The 22,631-nt window shown below is 66.8% G+C and carries 19 protein-coding genes; 8 read left to right on the top strand and 11 right to left on the bottom strand.

Annotated features, from left to right (window positions below; genetic code table 11):
* Positions 1-29: 29 nt before the first annotated feature.
* Together AC5JJ2_RS01105 and argA are read right to left on the bottom strand one after the other, a co-directional pair.
* Positions 30-368: a hypothetical protein gene (locus tag AC5JJ2_RS01105; protein WP_495856118.1), complete on the bottom strand. Its 339-nt coding sequence runs from the start codon at positions 366-368 to the stop codon at positions 30-32.
* Positions 369-523: 155 nt separating this feature from the next.
* On the bottom strand, positions 524-1,819 hold the full coding sequence (gene argA / locus AC5JJ2_RS01110; RefSeq protein WP_495856119.1) for an amino-acid N-acetyltransferase: 1,296 nt from the start codon (positions 1,817-1,819) through the stop codon (positions 524-526).
* Between the two features lie 102 nt (positions 1,820-1,921).
* Here argA and AC5JJ2_RS01115 point away from each other — a divergent pair, with 102 nt between their 5' ends.
* Positions 1,922-2,992: an FAD-dependent oxidoreductase gene (locus tag AC5JJ2_RS01115; RefSeq protein WP_495856120.1), complete on the top strand. Its 1,071-nt coding sequence runs from the start codon at positions 1,922-1,924 to the stop codon at positions 2,990-2,992.
* Between the two features lie 93 nt (positions 2,993-3,085).
* Here the strand turns inward: AC5JJ2_RS01115 and AC5JJ2_RS01120 are convergent, their stop codons facing one another.
* A complete protein-coding gene (locus tag AC5JJ2_RS01120; protein ID WP_495856121.1) occupies positions 3,086-4,069 on the bottom strand; it encodes a phosphoglycerate dehydrogenase in 984 nt (327 codons plus the stop codon).
* Positions 4,070-4,404: 335 nt separating this feature from the next.
* On the opposite strand from AC5JJ2_RS01120, the gene rsfS reads away from it, so the two are divergent.
* The 6 genes from rsfS to AC5JJ2_RS01150 all read left to right on the top strand — a co-directional run bounded on the left by rsfS (position 4,405) and on the right by AC5JJ2_RS01150 (position 10,596).
* On the top strand, positions 4,405-4,809 hold the full coding sequence (gene rsfS, locus AC5JJ2_RS01125) for a ribosome silencing factor (protein ID WP_495856122.1): 405 nt from the start codon (positions 4,405-4,407) through the stop codon (positions 4,807-4,809).
* Positions 4,810-4,944: 135 nt separating this feature from the next.
* On the top strand, positions 4,945-6,876 hold the full coding sequence (gene argS / locus AC5JJ2_RS01130) for an arginine--tRNA ligase (RefSeq protein ID WP_495856123.1): 1,932 nt from the start codon (positions 4,945-4,947) through the stop codon (positions 6,874-6,876).
* Positions 6,877-6,884: 8 nt separating this feature from the next.
* On the top strand, positions 6,885-7,961 hold the full coding sequence (gene obgE / locus AC5JJ2_RS01135) for a GTPase ObgE (protein ID WP_495856124.1): 1,077 nt from the start codon (positions 6,885-6,887) through the stop codon (positions 7,959-7,961).
* Positions 7,958-8,704 (top strand): type III pantothenate kinase, encoded by a 747-nt coding sequence (locus AC5JJ2_RS01140; RefSeq protein ID WP_495856125.1) that lies wholly within the window; start codon positions 7,958-7,960, stop codon positions 8,702-8,704. The genes obgE and AC5JJ2_RS01140 overlap by 4 nt, the downstream gene beginning before the upstream one ends.
* Positions 8,701-9,720 carry a GTPase gene (locus AC5JJ2_RS01145; protein WP_495856126.1) on the top strand — a complete coding sequence of 340 codons (1,020 nt, stop codon included), beginning with the start codon at positions 8,701-8,703 and terminating at the stop codon, positions 9,718-9,720. The genes AC5JJ2_RS01140 and AC5JJ2_RS01145 overlap by 4 nt, the downstream gene beginning before the upstream one ends.
* Positions 9,721-9,738: 18 nt before the next feature.
* Positions 9,739-10,596 (top strand): fumarylacetoacetate hydrolase family protein, encoded by an 858-nt coding sequence (locus tag AC5JJ2_RS01150; protein ID WP_495856127.1) that lies wholly within the window; start codon positions 9,739-9,741, stop codon positions 10,594-10,596.
* 100 nt (positions 10,597-10,696) lie between these two features.
* Here AC5JJ2_RS01150 and AC5JJ2_RS01155 read toward each other — a convergent pair whose 3' ends face one another.
* From AC5JJ2_RS01155 to AC5JJ2_RS01190, 8 genes are all read right to left on the bottom strand, one after another.
* Complete coding sequence (locus tag AC5JJ2_RS01155; RefSeq protein WP_495856128.1) at positions 10,697-12,361, bottom strand: anti-sigma factor family protein; 1,665 nt, start codon at positions 12,359-12,361, stop codon at positions 10,697-10,699.
* 2 nt (positions 12,362-12,363) lie between these two features.
* On the bottom strand, positions 12,364-13,014 hold the full coding sequence (locus tag AC5JJ2_RS01160; protein ID WP_495856129.1) for an RNA polymerase sigma factor: 651 nt from the start codon (positions 13,012-13,014) through the stop codon (positions 12,364-12,366).
* A 31-nt stretch (positions 13,015-13,045) separates the two neighbouring features.
* Positions 13,046-14,182: a dual-specificity RNA methyltransferase RlmN gene (gene rlmN, locus AC5JJ2_RS01165; protein ID WP_495856130.1), complete on the bottom strand. Its 1,137-nt coding sequence runs from the start codon at positions 14,180-14,182 to the stop codon at positions 13,046-13,048.
* A 315-nt stretch (positions 14,183-14,497) separates the two neighbouring features.
* Positions 14,498-14,998, bottom strand: a complete 501-nt coding sequence (locus AC5JJ2_RS01170) for a macro domain-containing protein (RefSeq protein WP_495856131.1) — start codon at positions 14,996-14,998, stop codon at positions 14,498-14,500.
* A 156-nt stretch (positions 14,999-15,154) separates the two neighbouring features.
* Positions 15,155-16,567, bottom strand: coding sequence for a dihydrolipoyl dehydrogenase (gene lpdA, locus AC5JJ2_RS01175; RefSeq protein WP_495856132.1), 1,413 nt, complete (start codon positions 16,565-16,567; stop codon positions 15,155-15,157).
* A gap of 141 nt (positions 16,568-16,708) precedes the next feature.
* Positions 16,709-17,905, bottom strand: coding sequence for a 2-oxoglutarate dehydrogenase complex dihydrolipoyllysine-residue succinyltransferase (odhB, locus tag AC5JJ2_RS01180; RefSeq protein WP_495856133.1), 1,197 nt, complete (start codon positions 17,903-17,905; stop codon positions 16,709-16,711).
* An 89-nt stretch (positions 17,906-17,994) separates the two neighbouring features.
* Positions 17,995-20,784, bottom strand: a complete 2,790-nt coding sequence (locus AC5JJ2_RS01185) for a 2-oxoglutarate dehydrogenase E1 component (RefSeq protein WP_495856134.1) — start codon at positions 20,782-20,784, stop codon at positions 17,995-17,997.
* A gap of 111 nt (positions 20,785-20,895) precedes the next feature.
* Positions 20,896-21,318, bottom strand: coding sequence for a M67 family metallopeptidase (locus AC5JJ2_RS01190; RefSeq protein WP_495856135.1), 423 nt, complete (start codon positions 21,316-21,318; stop codon positions 20,896-20,898).
* A 52-nt stretch (positions 21,319-21,370) separates the two neighbouring features.
* On the opposite strand from AC5JJ2_RS01190, the gene argG reads away from it, so the two are divergent.
* Entirely contained in the window at positions 21,371-22,630 is a 1,260-nt protein-coding gene (argG, locus tag AC5JJ2_RS01195; protein WP_495856136.1) for an argininosuccinate synthase, read from the top strand.
* Position 22,631: the final 1 nt, after the last annotated feature.

Consider the following 22,631-nt stretch of genomic DNA (forward strand, 5'->3'; position numbering starts at 1 on the left):
GGGACGGCGGGTAATGCAATTCGGGCATTTTATCGCGCCGCCGGGAATGCGGACACCGATTCGCCCACGAACGCTTCCCGCACCGCCGCCTGGGCAAGGTTCCGTGGCGGGCCGATTTCCAGCACCCGGTCGCCGGGTTCCGCGCCGAAGGCGTCCTGGAGGAGGCGGACGGTGTCGCCGTCGTCCGGGAGTTCCTCGCGGTAGATCACGAACGCCTGCTCGTTCCGCGGCAGCCCGGCGACGACGTGGGCCAGCAGCACGTCGGCGAGGCCGAGCGGCTTCGGGAGACCCGGCAGGAGGCGGTCGGCGAACTCCGTGACGGCGTGTTCGAGCAACTCGCGGGGCGGCAGTACGAGAAAGGTGGCCATGGCGATCCTCCGTCCATCGACGCGGGGGTGGAGGAGCTATCGGCACGGAAGGCGGCCCCGAACGCCGCCGGACGGTCGAGAAATGAGGGAGAACTGCCCGCCGTTTGCGGCGCGTCGCGCGCCGTCGGCACGACCGGTCGGCGGCGGCCGGAATGTCACCCGGCCGGTTGAAGTTTCTTGATGAGGACTTGTGACCGGCGGTTGCTCCGGTCGTAGGACTCCCGCCGCGACGGCGGTAGGTCGTCCGGGGTGCCGAGGGAGAACCCGCCCTTCTGGATGAAGTAGTTGATGGCTTGAGTCGAAAGGCAGAAAAGGTGCTCGAACCCGCGGCCGCGGGCGGTGTTCTCGACGTAGGCGATCAACTTCCCGCCGATCCCCTTGTTCTCGTACCGGTTGTCCACGTACACGGACGCCAGCTCCGCCTTGTTGTGCTCCGGGTACGTGTGCAGGGCGGCACACCCGACGAGGTTCTTGTCCACCTCGAAGACGGAGTAATCGCCGATGGTCCGCTCGATCTCCGCCCGCGTCCGCTTCATCAGTTCCTCCGCCTGGATGCCCTGGCGGATCAGGTTGAACACGGCCCGGATGTCCTTCTTCTGGGCCGGGCGGATCGACTGGTACTCGTTCGTGTAGACCAGCGTGCCGATCCCCTCGTTCGAGAACACCTCGCTGAGTAGCCCCTCCTCCTCGCGGCCGTCGATGATGTGGATGCGCTCGATGCCCTCCTTCCCGGCCCGGATCGCGTGCGTCAGCTTCGTCACGGCCTCGCCGGGCAGGTCGCCCTTGTTCTTCTTCAGGAACCCGTCCGCCTCCTCGATGGTCATCTGCCGGATGACGTGCCCGCCCGCCCCCTTGATGCCGCCCTCGGTCGTGAGGTAGATGAGCTTCACCGCCCGCAGGCTCTTGGCGATCTCGACGGCGACGGCGTCCGAGTTCAGCCGGTACGAGTGCCCGACGCCGTCGCACCCGATGGGGGGGATGACGGGGATAACGTCCTTCTCCATGAGCGTGGCGAGCAGGTCCACGTCCACCCGCTCGACGCGGCCGGTGAACTTCCGGTCCACGCCGCCGAGGATGCCGGCCGGGTGCGCGACGATGGCGTTCGGGCACGCCCCGCGGAGGTCGTTGGCGGACAGCCCTTCGAGAATCTCGTGCGTCACCCGGTTGGCGGCGCTGATGGCGACGTTCAGTGTCTCGGCGTCCGTCACGCCGGTCCCGTCGATGTCGGACGGGCTGACGCTCACCTGCGCGGCGAACCGCTTGACCTGGTGGGCCGCCCCGTGGACGAGCGCGACGCGGATCGACAGGCTCCGCAACAGGGCGATGTCGAGTAGCAGGTTCGGAAAGTTGTCGTCCTCGACGACCGCGCCGTCGATGGCGATGACGAACGCGCGGTCGCGGAACCGGGGCACGTACCGGAGGATTTCGCGGAGGTTGGTCAGCCGAAACATGGACGCGCGGTCCCCGGTACTCGTAAACGGATGACTAGAATATAACGAGCCGCACCCGCCGTGGTAGCCCGTCGAACCGAAACCGAGTCAGGAGCGAAGCTAATGCCCGAGAACGTCGTCATCGTCGGCTCCGGCCCGGCCGCCTGGACCGCCGCCATCTACGCCGCCCGCGCCCAGATCAAGCCGCTCGTGTTCCAGGGCAACCCCTACGACGACAAGAACCGGCAGAACGGCACGCTCCCGCTCGGGCAGTTGGCGCTGACCACGGAAGTCGAGAACTTCCCGAGCTGGCCGGCCGGCGACACCCGCGAGTACCTCCGCACGGCCCTCAAGCCGGACGACGTGGACTTCCCGATGTGGGTGGCGGACAACAAGCCGCAGCCGACGCACGGCATCAACGGCCCGGAGTTGATGGCCCTCATGCGGCAGCAGGCGGTCAATTTCGGCACGCGGATCGAGTCGAAGGACGTGGTGAAGGTGGACCTGAAGAAGAAGCCGTTCGCGATCACGACGCACGACGGCGAGACGGTCGAGGCGCACACGCTGATCGTGGCGACCGGGGCGCGGGCGAACTACCTCGGCCTGCCGAGCGAGGACCGGTTCAAGAATCGGGGCGTGTCGGCGTGTGCCGTGTGCGACGGGTTCCTGCCGCGGTTCCGGAACAAGCCGATCGCCGTGATCGGGGCCGGCGACTCCGCGTGCGAGGAGGCGATGTACCTGACGAAGTTCGGCAGCAAGGTCCACATGCTCGTCCGCCGGGACGTGTTCCGGGCGAGCAAGATCATGGCCGAGCGGACGGTCGCGCACCCGAAGATCGACATCCGCTGGAACACGGTCGTCGAGGAAGTCCTCGGCGAGGACAAGGCCGGCGTGACGGGGTTGAAGATCAAGAACAACAAGACCGGCGCGAAGGAGCAGCTCGACGTGTCCGGGATGTTCTGTGCCATCGGCCACACGCCGAACGTGTCGTTCCTGGACGGGCAGGTCGAGCTGACGGAGTCCGGATACTTGAAGTGGACGACGGTGGCCCGGACGTACACGAGCGTCGAGGGCGTGTTCGCGGCCGGCGACGTGGCCGACGACTACTACCGGCAGGCGATCTCCGCCGCCGGAACCGGGTGCATGGCCGCACTCGACGCGGAGCGCTATCTGGGCCACCACGGGCTGATTTGACCTGTTTTCATATAGCCGCCGGCTTGCCGGCGGGGTTTTGCGACCCCCAAAGCCCCGCCGGCAAGCCGGCGGCTATATTAAAGACATACCCGCCTACACGAACCGCTTCTTCACCTCCGGGTTCATCACCCAGTCCTCCGGCCACTCCTTCGCAAGCAGCTTCACGATGGCCTGAGCCGCATACGTCGCCATGTCCTGAATGCTCCGCGTGTCCACGCCGGCCGTGTGGGCCGTCAGCACGACGTTGTCCAGCCCGAACAGCGGGTTCACCTTCGCAGGCTCGTGCTCGAACACGTCGAGCGAGGCCCCCGCGATCCGCTTCGCCGTCAGCGCCGCGAGAAGCGCCATCTCGTCCACCACGGGACCGCGGGACGTGTTAACCAAATAGGCTGTCGGCTTCATCAGCCCCAGCGTCCGCGCGTTCACGAGATGGGCCGTCAGCGGCGTGAACGGCGTGTGCAGCGTCACGTAGTCCGCTTGCGCGAACACCTCGTCCGTGCTCACGAGCTTCGCCCCGTACTTTGCCAGGTACGCGTGGTCCGGCACGATCTCGCTGGCGATCACGTTCATCCCGAAGGCGTGGCCGAGCCGCACGACCTCGCGGCCGATCCGCCCGACGCCGACGACGCCGAGCGTCCGCCCGCGGATCGGCTCGTTCGCCTTCCGCGGCCACTTCCCGGCCTTCGTGTCCGCGTGCTGCGGCAACAGCCGGCGGGCGAGCGCCAGGATGAGCATGAACGTGTGTTCGGCCACCGCGAGTTGGTTCGACCCGGCCGCAATGGTCACGGCGACGCCGTTCTCGGTGGCCGCGGGGACGTTCACCTCGTCGTATCCCACGCCGGCGCGGGCGATGACTTTCAGCCCCTGCTTCGCCGCCGCCGCGATCACCGCCGGCGTGTACGGCTCCGACCCAGCCAGTGACGCCACGCACCCTGGCAGCAGATCCGCGACCTGGGCCTCCGTGAACTTCGGCGTCGGCGGGCCGAAGACCGGTTGCAACCCGGCCGCCTCCAGGATCGGCACGTAGGCGTGCGGGATTTCGCGGAGCGGCGCGGGGCCGATCAGGACGCGGTTCATGGGCCGTCCACCGGGGGAAGGGATTCGTTCCGATCAGGATACCAACCGCGAACCCGTGCGGCCGGGTGGTGTCCCTCCGTTACCGCCGGTCGGGAAAACGCCGGAACTCTGGGAAAATTGGAAATGACTGTTGATTTTTGCAGTAGCGGACTCGATGATTCGGGTAGGCGGGAGGGAGTTGTTGCCCCGCACCGCCTGGCTCGTATCCTAACTGTTTCCCCGAGGGTCAGTCCCACGCACACGGCGAATCACACCTTTGATTTGCCAGAGCACCGACGGCCCTTGGGAAGGTTCTTACCACCCCAGGAGGCCACTTGAACAGCGTCGCTTTCTCGGTGCCCACCTCGTTCGGCACGACCGTCGTGCCGGCCACCTCCCCTACCCTTCCGACCGGCCTCCAGCGGGCCTGTCTTGCCGCCAAGATTGCCAGTGAGAACAAGGGCGACAAGGTCGCCGTGTACGACCTCCGCGAGGTGACCACGGAGTTCGACTACTTCGTCCTCGCCACCGGCAACAGCCGTAGGCAGGTCCACACGATCGTCGAGGAAGTGGACGCCGCGATGCGGTCGGTCGGGGACACGCGGGCCGGCATCAACGGGTACGAGGCCAGCAAGTGGGTCGTCCAGGACTACGGCGACGTGATGGTTCATGTGTTCGACGCGGACACCCGCGACTACTACCGGCTGGAAGAGGTCTGGGCCGACGCCAAGCAAGTGGACTGGCAGCGCGAAGGCGATTGATTGGCGAGCCGAGCGGCGTAAGCCGCCGGGTGAATGACCCGAACCTCGTTCGGGTTCGTAGAATCTTTCTCTGTCGGCCTGTCGATTTCTCGCGGGAGAGGTCGGCCGGCCGACAGTCGTTTTTCGGGGACACTGATGAGTTTGCTGACCGCGATCCGCGACCTGTTCGAGCCGTTCCTCGCGGACCTGTCCCCGGACCGCGCGAAGGTGGCCGACTACCTGGCGATGGTGAAGCCGGCAGCGAACCCGGACCACGGCGACTACCAGGCGAACTTCGCGATGGCGCTGGCGAAGGCGCTCGGCCAAAAGCCGCCGGAACTGGCAAAGGCGATCGTCGCGAAACTTGCTGCGAACGATCTGATCGAGTCCGCGACCGTCGCCGGGCCGGGGTTCATCAACGTCAAGCTGAAGCCGTCGTTCCTGACGGCCCGCGTCGCGGCGATGGCGAAGGATGACCGTCTCGGCGTAGAAGCGGTGGTGAAGCCGAAGACGTTCGTGATCGACCTGAGCGGCCCGAACGTGGCGAAGCCGCTGCACGTCGGCCACCTGCGGAGCACGATCATCGGCGACGCGCTGGTCCGCGTCCTGCGGTTCTGCGGGCACACCGTCGTCAGCGACAACCACCTCGGCGACTGGGGCACGCAGTTCGGGATGCTGATTTATGGCTACCGGACGTTTCTCGACAAGAACGCCTACGCGGGAAGCAACACGAACAAGGTTCGGGAGCTGGCGCGGCTGTACGTCCTCGTCCGCAACGTGGCGGGGACGGTAGACATCATTTCAAATGCGTTCACTAATTTCCGGGATCAAACCGCGTTCGACGCGAACCCGGTAGCCGAATTGAGCCGCCTCTACGTGAATGGCGTGAAGCGGGCCAAGTCCGGTGACGAAGACGACGAAGAACGTCAGGGACCGCCGTTCCCGAACCCCGTCGCCGAAGCCTATCGCGCGGAGACGGCGAAGTTGCACGCCGGCGACCCGGAGAATCTCAAGCTCTGGAAGGAGTTCATGCCCGCCTGCATGGAAGAGATTCACAAGGTCTACGAACAACTCGACATCCTGCCGATCGACCACGAGCTCGGGGAGAGTTTCTACCAGCCGCAGTTGGCCGGCATCGTCGAAGCGTTACAAGCGAAGGGCGTCAGTGAAACCGGTGAAGGCGGCTCGATCATTATCCGATTCGGCGAAAACAACGTCGCGTTGATCCGGAAGCGAGACGGGGCGTTCACGTACACGACGACGGACCTCGCAACGATCAAGCACCGGGTCGAGACGTGGAAGCCCGACACGATTCTCTACGTCGTGGACTTCCGCCAAGGGCAACACTTCAAAAACTTGTTCACTGCCGCAACGCGATGGGGCTACGACGAGGTTGCGTTCAACCACGTCAGTTTCGGCTCCGTCCTAGGCAAGGACGGGAAGCCGCTGAAGACGCGGGACGGCGGGGTTCCGGAACTGAGCGGCCTCCTCGACCGGGCGACGGAACTCGGCGGACACCTGTTTGAATTGACGCACTGGCGTCGCGCGGCCCAGGGTCACGACGTCCCCGATTGGGAATCGTACTCGGATGAAGAAAAACAGAGTATCGCGCAGGCCGTGGGCATCGGGGCCGTCAAGTACGCGGACTTGAGCCAGAGCCGAACCAGCGACTACAAGTTCGATTTCGACAAGATGCTGGCCATGTCGGGCAACACGGCCACGTACATGCAGTACGCGTACGCCCGATGCCGGAGCATTTTCCGCAAGGGCGAGGTCGATGAGGTCGCGTTCCGGGCGAAGCTCCCGGCCGTGGTCATCACGACGCCGCAGGAACGCGCCCTCGTCGTGCAGTTGCTCAAATTGCCGGAGGCCATCGACGCCGCGGCGACGGAGTACCTGCCGCACTACCTGACCGCGTACCTGTGGGACTTGGCCAAGAGCTACAGCACGTTCTTCGAGGCGTGCCCGGTGCTAAAGGCCGAGACGCCGGAGCTGCGGGATAGCCGGCTGGTGCTGGTCGATCTCGTGGCCCGCACGATCAAGCTCGTGCTGAACCTGTTGGGCATCCGCACCGTGGAGCGGATGTAGAGGGAACCATGTTCGTCGATCGCGTCGAGTTGTATGTACGGGGCGGGGACGGCGGGCGGGGCATGGTCTCGTTCCGGCGGGAGAAGTACGTGCCCCGCGGCGGGCCGGACGGCGGGGACGGCGGGGACGGCGGGTCGGTCATCGTCCGGGCCGTCGCGAACGCCGACAACCTCGCCCCGCTCACCACCAAGAAGCACTGGAAGGCCAAGCCCGGCGAACCCGGCGGCACGTCCCTGTGCGCCGGCAAGGACGCGGCCGACCTCGTCATCCCCGTGCCGCCCGGCACGCTCGTCCGCGACCGCGACCGCGGCAACATTCTGAAAGACCTCGTGAACGTAGGCGACGAGGTAACGGTCGGGCAAGGCGGCAAGGGCGGCCGTGGGAATAAGTATTACGCCACCGCGACCAACCGGACGCCGCGGCAGTTCGGCCCCGGCGACGACGGCGAGGAACGCTGGATTTCGCTCGAACTCAAGGTCATCGCCGACGCCGGGCTGATCGGGTTCCCGAACGCGGGCAAGTCCACTCTCCTCTCGCGGCTGAGCCGGGCGACGCCGGAGATCGCCGACTACCCGTTCACGACGAAGACGCCCAACCTCGGCATCGTGAACGTCAGCGGCGACCACGGGTTCGTCCTCGCCGACCTGCCGGGGCTGATCGAAGGAGCGGCGCAGGGCGTCGGGTTGGGCCACGAGTTCCTGCGACACGTCGAGCGGACGCGGGTGCTGGTCCACCTCGTCGAGCCGTTCCCGACCGACGGCAGCGACCCGGTGCAAAACTACCGTACCATCCGCAAGGAGCTGAGCCTGTACAGCATCCCACTCGCGGAGAAGCCGGAGGTCGTGTGCGTGAGTAAGGCCGAGTTGACCGACGCGGACAAGGTGCGCGAGAAACTGGCGGCCGAATTGAACCATGAGGTGTTGCTGATCTCGTCCGTCACGGGCCAGGGGTTGGCGCACCTCGTCGGCCGCGTCGCGCAGACGATCACCGAGTTGAAGCGGGCCGAGGCGGAGGAAGCGGCCCGCCGCAAGCCGATCGAGTTCTCGACGGAGAAGGCGATCCGCACCGGCGAGACGTTGTCATGACGCCGGACATCGTCGTGGACATCGGCAACACGCGGATCAAATGGGGCCACCACAACCGCATTCAATCGCTCCCGCCGGACGACCCGGCCGCGTGGGCGAAGGCGCTCGACTTCATCGGGATCGCCGACGCCCGCTGGGCCGTGGCCGGCGTCCACCCCGCCCGCCGCGACCGGTTCGTCGAGTGGGCGAAGACCCGCGGCACGGTCCTCGTCATCGACAGTTACTCGCAGATTCCGCTGACCGTCGAGGTGGACGAGCCGGCCGGCGTCGGCATCGACCGGTTGCTGAACGCGGTCGGGTTCTGGCCGTACCTCGGCGGCGACTCGAACACCCCAGGCGTCCTCATCGACGTGGGCACGGCCGTAACCATTGACCTCCTGCTCGAGGGCCACCGGTTCGTCGGCGGCGCGATCCTGCCCGGCCCGCGGCTGATGTTCGACGCCCTCCACCGGCACACGGCGAAATTGCCGATGATCGACGTGACGGCCGTTCCGAACGTCGATCCACCGGGGAAGAACACCCGCGACGCGATGCTTGTCGGCGTCATGGCCGCGGTGATGGGGGCGGCCGACTTCCTGGTCCGCGAGTACACGGCCGAGACCGACAACCCGCCGTGGATAATGATGACCGGCGGCGCACTCGGCGCGCTGGCGAACTACGAGTTCGCCGACGTGGGGAACGTGCTTACCGACCCGCACCTCACGCTCGACGGCATCCGCCGGACAGCCCAGGCCCTCCCGTGAGTACCACCGTCGCCGTCCTGACGCCGCCCGGAACCGGGGCCATCGCGACGCTCGAAGTCGCCGGCCCGCGGGCGTGGGAAGTCGTGCGGTCGCTCTTCCGACCGGCGGGCGGAAAACTGCCGGAATTGCCGGAACTTCATCGGACGTGGTTCGGAACCATCGGCGACGAGGTCGTCATTGCGGTCCACCTGGTCGATCCCGAACTGGTCATCGAGATTCACTCCCACGGCGGCCCCCAGGTTGTGAACTGGCTTCTCAACCAGTTTCAGCAACAAGGGTGTGGGCGAAAGCCCACGGACGAACGTCCGTGGGGAATCCTGCAACAGGCAAGAACCACCCGCACCGCCGCGATCCTGCTCGATCAACTCAACGGCGCGTTCGCGAACGCCGTCCGCTCCGCCCCGGCCACCCTGCCCCGCCTCGCGGCCCTCGCCTCGGTCGGCCGCCATCTCGTCGAGCCGTGGAAGGTCGTCATCGCCGGGCCGCCGAACGTCGGCAAAAGTTCGCTCGTCAACGCCGTCGCCGGCTACCAGCGGAGCGTCGTGTCGCCGACCGCCGGGACGACGCGGGATGTCGTCACCACGTTCGTCGCCCTCGACGGCTGGCCGGTCGAACTCGCGGACACCGCCGGCCTCCGCCGCGCAACCGAATCGCTCGAATCGGAAGGCATCGTGTTGGCCCGGCGGTTCCTTCAGAACGCCGACCTCGTCGTCTGGTTGCTCGACGCGACCGACCCGAACCCGGTCTGGCCGACGGAAACCCAGAACGCGCTCGTCGTCGTGAACAAGGCCGACCGTCCGCTCGCGTTCGACGCCGCCGATGTATCGCGCGTCTCCGCGGCCACCGGCGACGGCGTGCCGCAGTTGATCGCCGAGATCGTCCGGCGGCTCGTGCCGGTCGCGCCGTCGCCCGGCGAGGCCGTGCCCTACACGCCGGAGCTGGCGGACCTCGTCGTCGCGGCCGCCGCCGACCCTGAACGCGACCTGCCGCGGCTCGTAAACTTCGTGCAACCCTAACTTCTCCCGAGGTGCGTGATGCGGTTCGGCAAAGTGCGACGGCCCAGCGGCGCGGTCACGGTCGTCATGATCGAGAACGACACGGCCTACCCCCTCAGCGTATCCCGGCATCCGACCGTCCGCTCGCTAGCCGACCTACTCGCGCTGCCGAACCCGTGCGACGCCGCCCGCGGCCTCGTCGATCCGGCCATCCCCCCCGAGCCGGCCGCCGGGCTGACGTACCTCGCCCCGATCGACCGCCAGGAAATCTGGGCCGCGGGCGTGACGTACAAGCGGAGCAAAATTGCCCGCCAGGAGGAGTCCGTCGGCGCGGCCCAGTTCTACGACAAGGTCTACTCCGCCCCGCGGCCGGAGCTGTTCATGAAGGCGACGCCGGAGCGGGTGGTGAACCCGACGGAGCCGATCCGCGTGCGGGCCGACAGCAAGTGGAGCGTGCCCGAGCCGGAACTGACGCTCGTGGTTTCCTCGGACATGCGGATCGTCGGGTACACCGTCGGCAACGACGTGAGCGCCCGCGACATCGAGGGGGAGAACCCGCTCTACCTGCCGCAGGCGAAGATTTACGCGAAATCGTGCTCGATCGGCCCGGTCATCACGCCGGTGTCGGACATGCCGAAGCTGGAGGACACGGAGATCAGGCTCGTGATCCGCCGGGGCGGCGCGGTCGCATTCGAGGGGAGTACGAGCCTGTCGATGATGGCCCGCACCCCGGAGAGCCTGGTCGAGTGGCTCGGCAAGGAGAACGAGTTCCCGAACGGCGTGCTACTGCTGACGGGGACCGGCATCGTGCCGCCGGACGCATTCACACTCTCGCCCGGCGACGAGGTGAGCATCAGCATCACGGGGATCGGAACGTTGACGAACCTGGTGAGATAGATTGCAAGCCCCGTTTAATTAGCCGCCGGCTTGCCGGCGGGTTTTGCGACGCCCCGAACCCCGCCGGCAAGCCGGCGGCTATATAGAGTTAGAAACGGCGTCACTTCTTCCCCGGCCGGTTGCGGTAGACCTGATCCCACTTGCTCGGCGGGCCGGGGAGCGTCACGCCCGGCACGCTCAGGTCGTACTTGCGGGCGAAGTCCATCAGCTTCTTCGAGTGGTCCGGCCACTGACCGGACTCGGCCCGCCGTAACTCGTCCCGCTCCTTCGATGTCAGCTTCTCGTTCAATTCCGTTTCCACAAACGCCCTCACCGCCGGGGCGTACTCGTCGAGCTTGTTCGGCCCGAGCGGGAAGGGGATCGGCACCTTGACCTCGTGCGCCTCGACCAAGACCGCCTCCGCGAAGTCCGGCCACCTGCCGTAGCCGGGCAGCGCGATCAACTGCTTGCGGTTCGTGCCGGCTTTCTTGGCCAAGTCCCGCACGAACTGCTGCGGCAAGTCCCCGACCGCCCGGATCGTCTTGCCGTTCGCCGGCTCCGGTAGCGTGCGGTGCAGCTCGGCCAGCCGCGCGAGCGTGTCGCCGTACATCAGCCACGCGAGGCGGCCCGGCGCGGCGGTCACGTCCTTGCGGAGCAGGTCGAGTTCTGCCCGCTCCGCGTTGTTCAGCCGCGGCTTCAGCGTCCGCTCGACGTACTCCTCGACCTTTTTCGTCAACTCGTCGATATCGAACGGCCACGGCCGGCGGTTCGCGGAGATGTTCGACCAGTCGTGCCGCGCGAGTTCCCACAGTTGCTTCCGCTTCGCGTCCTGCTGCCGCCGGTCGGCGACGAGCTGGTCGCGGGCGGCCGGGTCCGCCTGTTGAATCCGCTCGCGAACGACGGCCGGCAGGCCCTCCCGCCACAGCCGTGCCTTCACGGTCTTCACGCCCTCCAACCGCTCGACCGCGGCCGGGGCGGTGAGAATCTCCTTCCGGTAATTGTCCGGCAGCCGGTCGAGCCAGATCGCGTACCGCTCGAGCACGCCGATCAGGTGGGCTTGCCGCGGCGGGTCTTGCGCGGACAGTTGCTCGTCGAGCCTGCGGAGTTGCTGCTGTCGGGCGGCGGGATATTGCTTGAAGACGTTTTCCAGCTGCTCGAGTTCGGCCGTGCTGAGCGTGTCCACGCCCGGCTTCTCCGCCGACTCACCGTCCTCGTCGGGGAAGAGGGCGAGTTGGTCGAGTTGCGTCAGGAACTCGAAATCGTCCACGCCGAGGTAGAGCGGCAGCCGTTCGAGCAGCCGGACTTGCTCGCTCGTCCGCTTCGCCGGGTCGGTCGCTTCGAGGTGCGGCTTCGCGAGGAGGTGGCCGAAGTATCCCGTCGCAGTGACGGCGGCGAGGCCGAGCGACCAGAGTAACACCTTCCACCCGGTCCGCATCGGCGGCGGGAGCGTTGGCGTCAGCCCGGTCGTGTGCGTCGGCGGCAGCGTGCCGTTGGACGCGGACGGCGTCGGAACCGGAATCGCGGCCCCGCTGCCGAGGACCGGGTTGATCTGCGTCAGCGTCCGCGTCGCGAACGTCGGCGACGGCTCCGGCTTCGGCAGGTAGTCGAGCAGGTCGAACGTCTTCTTCAGCGTGTCCGCCTTCTGCCGGGCCGTCTCGTCGTGCGTCAGTTTCGCCTCGACGGCCCGCGCCTCGTCGCGGTCCAGTTCGCCGTCGAGGTACGCGACCAACTCCTCGTCCGTTTCGTCGGGCGGGAGGTCGGGCGGCGGCTTGGACGGGTCGGCCATGGTCAGTCGTCCTCGGCCGGGGCGGGCGGCGGCGGGCCGTCCATGTAAATGTACGGCTGAAGCACTTCGCGGAGGCGTTCGCGGGCGCGGCAGAGCAGCGACTTCACCGCCTTCGACGACAGGCCCATTACCTCGGCGATCTCCGCGTACCCCATGTCCTCGAACTTGTTCAGCACGACCGCGACCCGCTGCCGCTCGTTCAGCTCGTCGAGTGCCTGCCGGACGACGCCCGCCAGTTCCTGCTGCTGGATGTTCTGGGTGGGCGGCGCGTCCCGGTGCGACGCGAGCGGCACGTTCGGCCGTTGGGCCAGCGACCCGGAGTCACGGAGTTCGAGCGGCAGGTGTCGCTTCCGCGCCCGGTCCCGCAGGGCGTTGAGGGCCAGGTTGTTCGCGATGGTGAACAGCCAGGTGCTGAACTTCGCCTTCGGGGTGTACTTCTTCCGGGTGCGGAACACGCGGAGGAAGACTTCCTGCGCCAGGTCTTCCGCCTCCTCGGCCGTGCCGACGAGGTGGTGCATGACGCCGACGAGCCGGTGCTGGAACCGGGCGACGAGTTCGCCGAACGCGGCCTGGTCGTCCGCGTCGCGGACGCGGAGCATGAGCCGGATGTCCGGGTCGCGGACGGCCATCATCGCGCTGGTTTGGCCGGTCATGCGGAGGCGAGTCGTTCGGGTGGGTGTGTACTTAAACGGAAGCCGCGGCGTCGCGGGACGCGGCGGCCTCGGCCTCCCGCCGGAGTTGGCCGCACGCCGCGTCGATCTCGGACCCCTTCCGCTTCCGCACCTTCACACTAATACCGTTTTGCCGCAGTTCGGCGATGAAGGCGTTCAAGTCCTCGTCCGCCGGCCGGCGGTACGGCAACCCCTCCACGTCGTTCCACGGGATCAGGTTCACGTGTGCCTTCCGGCCCCGGAGCAGACCGACGAGTTGCTTCGCGTGGACCGGCTGGTCGTTGAGCTTGCCGAGGACGACGTACTCGAACGTAACCTGCCGGCCGGTCTTTGCGAAGAAGTCGTCGCTGGCGGCGAGGATTTCCGGGATGCCGGTCTTGTCGTTCGTCGGCACGATCTGCGTGCGGAGCGGGTCGTTCGGGGCGTGCAGCGACACCGCGAGATGGTACTGCTTGCCGACCTCCGCGAGCGCCCGAATCTTGGCCGGCAGCCCGACGGTGGAGATCGTGACGTGCCGCTGGCCGATGTCCAGGCCGTCCTTCGCCCCGGCGACGGCGAGGGCCTTCAGCAGGTTGTCGAGGTTTGCCAGCGGCTCGCCCATGCCCATGACGACGATGTGCGTCAGGCGGGTGGGAAGCTGCCCGGTCTGCCCATATTGCGGCGGACCGTCCGGCTCGGCCGTGAGGTTCCGGAGCAAGACGAGCTGCTCGACCATCTCGCCCGGAGTGAGGTTCCGCACGACGCCGTTGAGGCCGCTCGCACAGAAGACGCAGCCCATGCCGCAACCGACCTGCGTGCTGATGCACGCCGTCGCCCGGCCGTCGTCCTGGATGAGGACGCACTCGATCATCCGCCCGTCGGCCAGTTTCACGACCAGCTTGTGCGTGTCGTCCTTCGCGGCGAAGTGCTTCTCGATGCTGCAGCCGAAGACCTGGAACGACTCGGCGAGTTCCGCCCGCAGTTGCTTCGGCAGGTCCGACATCTGCTCGAACGACGTGGCCCGTGCCTGGAGGATCCAGCGACGGATTTGCCGCGCCCGCATCGGCGGCTGCCCGCGCTCGGCGAGCCACGCCTTCAGCTCGTCGGCCGACTGGTCGAGGATCGCGGGGCGGAGTTTCGGGGCGGTCAACAGTGGCAGCGTCGCAGACATACCTTCATTTTATCCGCAATCAGCTAGGTCGCCACACCTTGTCTTTAAACCGGTACCCCACGGCCACAAGTTAGGTATTCTAAAGAACATCCCCTGTCAGGCGGATCACCAGCGTGTACCTAATCGACTACTTGATGTTCGTCATTCCGCCGATCACGTTTCTGTTCGCTTTCATCTTCTTGATCGTTCGGCTACCGGAAACGGAAGGAACCACGTTGACCCGGCGACGCATCCTGTGCGCGATCTTCTGCGTCATCCTCGGCCTGGCTAGCTTCGCCCTGGCCGCTGACATGGTCCAACGGATTTGAGTTCTCCTTACCCTTCCGGCTGGTACTCGTTGTAGACGATCAGAGTCCCCGGCCAGTCGGCGAACACGCGGTCGATGACGGCCCGCACCTTCTTCCACGACAGCCCGCCGTACCCCGCCCCGATCCGCGGCATGGCGATGGACCGCACGCCGTCCGCGTCGGCCAACGTCAGCATCGCGAGCAGGCATTGCTCGATGCCGAGGTAGGTCGCCCGGCTCCGCCAGTAGTCTTCCTGGGTTCCGAGGTTGAAGACGGCCGGTCGCCCGTCCTCCGGCCAGAAGAACACGTCGCCGACGTTAAACTCTCGCGGCTTCGCCTTGCACCGCCGGCAATATTCCTCGTACATGGCCGTGTATCGCTCGCGGAACCCGACCGCGATGCCCGCCCCCATCGACCCCTGGCAGTTGCAGCCTTGCGCGAACGCTTCGGCGCGGAACCGGTTTATGAACAGGTCGCCGGTGACGTACTCGATCGGCATGGCGGTCCCCCGCGGTTGGGGAGCAATCATGCGAAGATTCGCGGGGCGTGCAATGTCGGTACGGAGGGCCCGACTTCCGAAGTCCGGCTTCGACTTCGGAAGTCGGGGGAAGGAGGGGGCGTAAACGACCCCCGCCAACGCCTCTGGGCGGAATCGACTTCCGAAGTCGAAGCCGGACTTCAGAAGTCAGGCGTGGATCGCCGCCCCGAGCCACGCCGCCCGCGCCGCCTCGCCGACGGTTTCCGTCAGCGTCGGGTGGCCGTGGACGCAGCGGGCCAAGTCCTCGGCGCTGCCGTGGTACTCCATCACCGTCACCGCCTCCGCGATCAGGTCGGACGCCCGCGGGCCGAGGATGTGGACGCCGAGGATGCGGTCCGTCCGCTTGTCCGTCAGCACCTTCACGTACCCGTCTTGCTCGTCCATCGCCTTCGCCCGGCCGCTGGCCGCGAACGGGACCTTCGCCGACTTGTACTCGACGCCCGCCGCCTTCACCTGCTCCTCCGTCTGGCCGACGCTCGCGACCTCCGGCCAGATGTAGATGGCGCTCGGGATCAGGTCGTAGTTCAGGTGCGGCTTGTGCCCGGCGAGGATCTCCGCGTAGGCGACGCCCTCTTCCATCGCCTTGTGCGCGAGCATCGGGCCGTCGATCAGATCGCCGATGGCGCTCACGCCCGGCACGTTCGTGCGGAACTGCTTGTCCACCGCGACTTTGCCGGTCTTCTTGTCGTAGACGACGCCGGCTTCGTCCAATCCGAGACTCGCCGTGAACGGCCGCCGACCAACCGCAACCAACACCTTGTCGCCGGTGAACGAGACCTGCTTGCCGCCCTGCTCCGCTGTCACCGTAACCTTGTTGCCTTCGACTTTCGCACCGGTGACCTTCGTTTCGAGATGGAACTCCATCCCTTGTTTCGTGAGGATTTTCTGCACGCTCGCCGCGATCTCGCCGTCGGAGACAGGGAGGATACGGGGCAGGAATTCGAGGACAGTCACCTTCGAGCCGAGGCGCTTCCAGACGCTGCCGAGTTCGAGGCCGATGTACCCGCCGCCGACGACGATCAGGTGTTCGGGAACCGTGTCGAACGCCAACGCCTCGGTCGAACTCACGACCGCCTTGCCGTCGTACTTCAGGAAAGGCAACTCGACGCTCTCGCTGCCGGTGGCGAGAAGGACGTTGTCGGCTTGGTACGTCGTCTTCGTGCCGTCGGCGGCCGTCACCTCCACGCCCTTGTTCGCCGCGAGTTTGCCACTCCCGAAAAGAGACGTGATCTTGTTCTTCTTGAAGAGGAACGCGATGCCGTCGGTCAGCGACTTCACGACGCCGTCCTTGCGGGCCATCATCTTCGCGAGGTCGAGCGAGACGCTGCCGACGTTGACGCCGTGCTTCTGGAGCTTGTGCTGCGTCACGTCGAACAACTCGCTGGAATCAAGCAGCGCCTTCGACGGGATGCAGCCGACGTTCAGGCACGTCCCGCCGAGGGCCTTGTTCTGCCGCCGCTCGACGACGGCGACCTTCTTGCCGAGTTGGGCGGCGCGGATGGCGGCGACATACCCGCCGGGACCGGCCCCGATGACGATGAGGTCGAACTTCTCGGACATGGGCACTCCGTTAAAGCATTTCACCGCGGAGGGCGCAGAGGACGCAGAGAGAAGACCAGAAGAGATTCAATTGTTACTTTTGAACCCTCTCGGTTTTTTCTCTGCGTCCTCTGCGCCCTCCGCGGTGAAAACGGTTTCGATTTAGATGTCGAACAGCATCCGCTCCGGGCTTTCGACGCACTCCTTGATCCGCACCAGGAACTGCACGGCCTCGCGGCCGTCGATCAGCCGGTGGTCGTAGCTCAGCGCGAGGTACATCATCGGGCGGGCGACGACCTGGTCGTTCACCACGACGGCCCGCTTCTGGATGTTGTGCATGCCGAGGATCGCGGCCTGCGGCGGGTTCAGGATCGGCGTGCTGAGCATGGAGCCGAAGATGCCGCCGTTGGTGATCGTGAACGTGCCGCCGGACATGTCGGCGGGCGTGACCTTGCCGTCGCGGGCCTTCTTCGCCACGTTCGCAATCGCCTTTTCGATGTCGGCGAAGCCCAGCTGGTCGATGTCGCGGATGACGGGGACCATCAGCCCCTTCTCGGTGCTGACGGCCATGCCCATGTCGTAGAAGTGCTGCATCACCACGTCGCCGCCGTCGATCCGGGCGTTGACGAGCGGGAACGCCTTCAGGGCCTCGACGGCCGCTTTCGCGAAGATGGACATGAACCCGAGTTTGACGCCGTGCTTCTTCTCGAACTTCTCGTTGTACTTCGCCCGCAGGTCCATCGCGGCCGACATGTCCACCTCGTTGAAGGTGGTGAGCGTCGCGGTCGTGTTCTGGCTCTCCAGCAGCCGCTCGGCGATCCGGCGACGGATCATCGTCATCGGCTGCCGCGTCTCGCGCGACCCCGGCTTCGCCGGTTTCGGTTCCGCCTTCGGCGTGCCGTTCGTCGCCGGTTCCGGCTTCGCGGGTGCGGACTGATGGTTGACGACATCTTCCTTCGTGATCCGGCCGCCCGGCCCGGTGGGGGTGATCTTCTTCGGGTCGAGGTTTTGCTCGTCGATCATCGCCCGCGCCGCCGGGGACGAGACGACGCCCGCCGGTTCCGGCTTCGGTGCTGCCGCGGCTTCTTTGACTGGTTTCGGGGAGGAGGCGGTCGCAGGGGTTCCGGCGGGATCGACGGAGCCGACGACCTGCCCGATCTTCACCATCTGCCCCGCCGGGACGGTGATCGTCAACACGCCGGCGGCCGGGGCCGCGATTTCGAGCGACGCCTTGTCGGTTTCGAGTTCCAGCACCGGCTCATCGACCTTCACCGCCTGCCCGTTCGCCTTCATCCACCGCGCGATGCGGGCTTCCGTCACCGACTCGCCCGCCGAGGGGACCGTGATCTCGATGGCCATAACAGTTCCCGTGTGTTTCTGTGGAACCCAGAGCGGTAGCGACGGGGTGAGTAACTAACACCCCGTCGCTACCGCTCTGGGTTCCACGATTAGACCTTGACCCCGTGCGCGACGACGTTGCTGCCGTTCTTCCCGGCCGTGACGGCGTAGGCCCCGGTCGCGGTGAATGCTTGTTCGAGCAGTTCCTTCTGCTCGTGCTCGTGGACCTTGTGCGACCCGGTCGCCGGGCTGGCGCTCGCGTCCCGGCCGATGTACTCGACCGGCACGTTCAGCGCCCGCAGCCGCGGCTCCACGAAGAACCACGCGCCCATGTTCTGCGACTCCTCCTGCACCCACCGCCACTCGACGGCCCGCCGGTACTTCGCCAGCACCGCCTCGACCTGCTTCTCCGGCCACGGGTACAGTTGCTCGATCCGCACGACCGCCACCTCGTCCGTGTTCCGCTCCTTCTGCTTCGCGATCAGGTCGTAGTAGACCTTCCCGGTGCAGAACAACACCCGGCGGACGCGGTCGGCCGGGAGCGTGTCGTCGATGACTTCCTGGAACCGGCCGCCGATGAAGTCCTCCACCGGCGAGAGCGGGACGCGGAGCAGGCTCTTGGGCGTCATCACGACGAGCGGCTTGCGGAACTTCCGCTTCACCTGCCGCCGCAGGGCGTGGAAGTAGTTCGCCGGCGTGCTGAAGTTGCACACCTGCATGTTGTCCTCGGCGCACAGTTGCAGGAACCGCTCGAACCGGGCCGACGAGTGCTCCGGCCCGGCCCCCTCGTACCCGTGCGGCAGCAGCAGCACGACGCCGCTGCTGCGGTTCCACTTCGACTCGCCGGAGCTGATGAACTGGTCGATGATGACCTGCGCGCCGTTCGCGAAGTCGCCGAACTGCGCCTCCCAGATGACGAGCGAGTTCGGGTCGTCCAGCGAGTACCCGTACTCGAACCCGAGGACGGCGGCCTCGCTCAGGTTGCTGTCGTAGGCGTCGAACGGGGCCTGCGTCGGGTCGAGGTGCGCGAGCGGGCAGTGCGGCGTGCCGTTCTCGTAGTCGTAGAGGAACGAGAACCGGTGGCTGAACGTCCCGCGGCGGCTGTCCTGCCCGCTCAGCCGGACCGGGTGGCCTTCGAGGACGAGCGACCCGAACGCGAGCGCCTCGCCCGTCCCCCAGTCGATCTTCCCGCGGGCCTTCGTTTCCGTCTTTCGCTTTTCGAGGATGTCCTTCAGCTTCGGGTGGATGGTGAACCCGTCCGGCACGGTCACGAGCTGGTCGGCGATGCGGTCCACGACGGCCGCGGGGATCGCCGTCTCGGACGGCGTGTGGACGAACCGGTTCGTCATGCCGGTCCAGACGCCGGAGAAGCCGCGCATCCCCTTCTTCCGGGGCGGCGACGACCGGGTTTCCGTCAGCGCCTTGTCGAGCTTGTCGCGGAACTCGGCGTCGATGGCGTCGGCCTCGTCCTGCTGGAGCGTGCCGTTCGACACGAGTTGCTTCGTGTAGACGGCCGCGGCGCTCTCCTTCGCGCGGATGAGCCGGTACTCCAGCGGCTGAGTGTACGACGGCTCGTCGCCCTCGTTGTGCCCCCACTTGCGGTAGCAGAACATGTCGATGACCACGTCACTCTTAAACTGCTGGCGGTATTCGAGCGCCAGCTCCGCGACGTAGACCGCGGCCTCCGGGTCCTCCGCGTTGACGTGGAAGATCGGGGCCTGGACGAACTTCGCGATGTCCGTGCAGTACTGGGTGCTCCGCGAGTCCCGCGGGCTGGTCGTGAACCCGATTTGGTTGTTCACGACGACGTGGACCGTGCCCCCGACGCGGTAGCCGGGGAGATTCGCCATGTTCAGCGTCTCGGCCACCAGCCCCTGCCCGGCGAACGCCGCGTCGCCGTGGATCAGGATCGGGATGCCGCGGGTCCGCTCCGCGTCCTTGTGCAGTCGCTGCTTCGCCCGAACCCGGCCCTCGACGACGGGGTTCACCGCCTCCAGGTGGCTGGGGTTCGGGGCGAGGCTGATGTGAACTTTGTTGCCGTCGAGCGTGCCCACGTCCGCGGAGAAGCCCATGTGGTACTTCACGTCTCCGTCGCCGCCGTCCGCGTCCACGTAGTAGCGGTCCTCGAACTCGTTAAAGATTTCCTCGAACGGCTTGTGAAGGATGTTCGCCAGCACGTTCAGCCGGCCGCGGTGGGCCATGCCGACGACGATTTCCTTCACGCCGAGCGACGGGGACTTCTCGACCATCGCCTCCAGGATCGGCAGCAGCGTCTCGCCGCCTTCGAGCGAGAACCGCTTCTGGCCGACGAACTTCGTGTGCAGGAACTTCTCGAACAACTCCGCGTAGTGCAGCGACATGAGCGTGCGAATCTTCTGCCGCGTGCCGAGGAGCGGCTGGTTGAGCCGCGGCTCCATCCGCTTCGCCAGCCACCCGCGGGCCGTGATGTCCTGGATGTGCATGTACTCGACGCCGACGGTGCGGGAGTACGTCTCCTGCAGTTTGTCGAGCAGGTCGCGGAGCTTCATCGGCCCGTCGATGCCGAAGTACATCGACGCATCGACGACGGAATCGAGGTCGTCCGGCGTGAGGTGGAACCGTTCGAGGGAGATGAGCCAGGGTTCCTTGTCCGGGGCGGGCTTGAGCGGGTCGAGGTGGGCGGCGAGGTGGCCAAGGTCGCGATAGGCGGTGATGAGCCGGACGGCCCCGGTTTGCAGGCGCGTTTCGACGTTGAGGGTCGTCCCGGTCCCGCCGGTCCCGCCGATGTTGCCGTTGAACTCGGCCCCGGCGAAGAACGCCTGCCACGTCGCGTCCACGGCCGCCGGGTCGGCCAGCCACTGCCGGTAGGCGTCTTCGACGAGGTCGCGGTTGTGGTGGTTGGCGAAAATCTCGCGATTCATCGCGGCGGCTCCTGCGATCCCCGGCGGAAGAACGGGTCCGGGTCGGACACTCTCAGTTTAGACATAGTACGCGGTTGCCGCGGCGAACACGGGATTCGGCGCGACGGGAAATCACGCGAGCACCTCCCAGTCCGCGGCGTCAAACCCGTCGGCACGGAGCCACCACCCGCGGACCTCCGGCGGGTCGGCCGCGAGGCCGATGATGACGTTCACGACACCGGGGCTGTAGTTCTGTTCCAGGTCGCGGCGGCTGGGAACGGGCGGGGACGCCGGGTGCGAGTGGTAGACCGCGAGAACGTCCGTCCCGAGCGCCCGCATCGCCTTCATCGCCGCGAACATGGCCCGCGGCTCGGAGCGGAACGCGGTCGCGGACGCCAGTTCGTTCACCAACGGGAACCGGGCACGGACGATTCCACGGTCGCCTTCCACACACCCGGCGAGCAACCCGCAGCACTCGAGCGGCCGCTCTGCGCGGGCGTGCGCGAGCATTTCCTCGAAGACCGGCCGCGGAATCACGAGACGGAACGGGGGCATCGTTCGTAATTCTATCCCCTGAGAATTGCCGTTCCGCCGAGGTATCGGGCCGATGACCACTCTCGCAGACCTGAATGGCCAGACCGTCGCGTTCGCCGCCTCCGGGGGGCTGGACTCTTGCACCGTCACGAAGTGGCTGTCCGAACACGGCGTCCGGGTCGTCGCGTTCACCGCCGACATCGCGCAGCCGGACGAGACGGACTTCGCCGAGATCGAGCGGCGGATGCGGGCCAGCGGCGCGGCCGACTACGTCGCCATCCCGCTGCACGAGATGATCGCCGAGGCCGGGATCGAGGTCATCCAGTTCCAGGCCAAGTACGAGGGCGACTACTGGAACACGACCGGCATCGGCCGGCACGTCATCGTCGCCGGCATCATCCCGGAGATGAATAAGCGGGGCATCAAAGTCCTGGGCCACGGGGCGACCGGCCGCGGGAACGACCAGGTCCGGTTCCAACTCTGCACGAACATGCTCGACCCGACGGTGAGCGTCTACGCCCCGTGGCGGGACGAGGCGTTTCTCGGCAAGTTCCGCGGACGGTCCGAGATGATCGACTACTGCGAGAGCCACAAGCTACCGATCAAGGCGTCCCGGTCCGCCCCGTACTCGACGGACGCGAACCTGCTGGGTCTGACGCACGAGGCCGGGCAGTTGGAGCACCTGACGACCGGCCCGTGGTTCGTCACACCCGGCATGGGCGTGAAGCCGGAGCAAGCCCCGGACAAGGCCGAGGAGGTGATCGTCACGTTCGAGCACGGCCGCCCGGTGGCGATCAACAACATCGCCGTGTCCGCCTTCCAGGCGATCCGCACGGCCAACGAGATCGGCGGGCGGCACGCGGTCGGGATTTGCACGCACCTCGTCGAGAACCGGTTCGTCGGGATCAAGTCCCGCGGCGTGTACGAGGCCCCCGGCATGGAGTTGCTCGGCACGGCGTTCAAATACCTGCTGCAACTCGTCCTCGACCGCCGCAGCCGGGAGCTGTACGACGCGCTCTCGCCGTTCGTGGCGAAGCAAATCTACCAGGGGTACGGGTTCGACCTGGCGACGCACATGGCCCGCGAGGCGATCAAGCCGATCCTGCGTCTCTTGAACGGCACGATTTCTCTGAAGCTGTACAAGGGGAACGTGTCGTTCGCGTCGGCGGGCAGCGTGCCGCACCAGATGTACTCGGAGTCGAACGCCTCGATGGAGGCGATCGGGGAGTTCAACCACGCGGACAGCGAGGGGTTCCTGCGGGTGCTGCAAGTGTCGGCGCGGGCGCTGGCGGCGAACGGGCAGGTCACGCCGCCGACGTGGGCGAAGGGCTGAG

It is taken from the genome of Limnoglobus sp. (assembly GCF_059499385.1).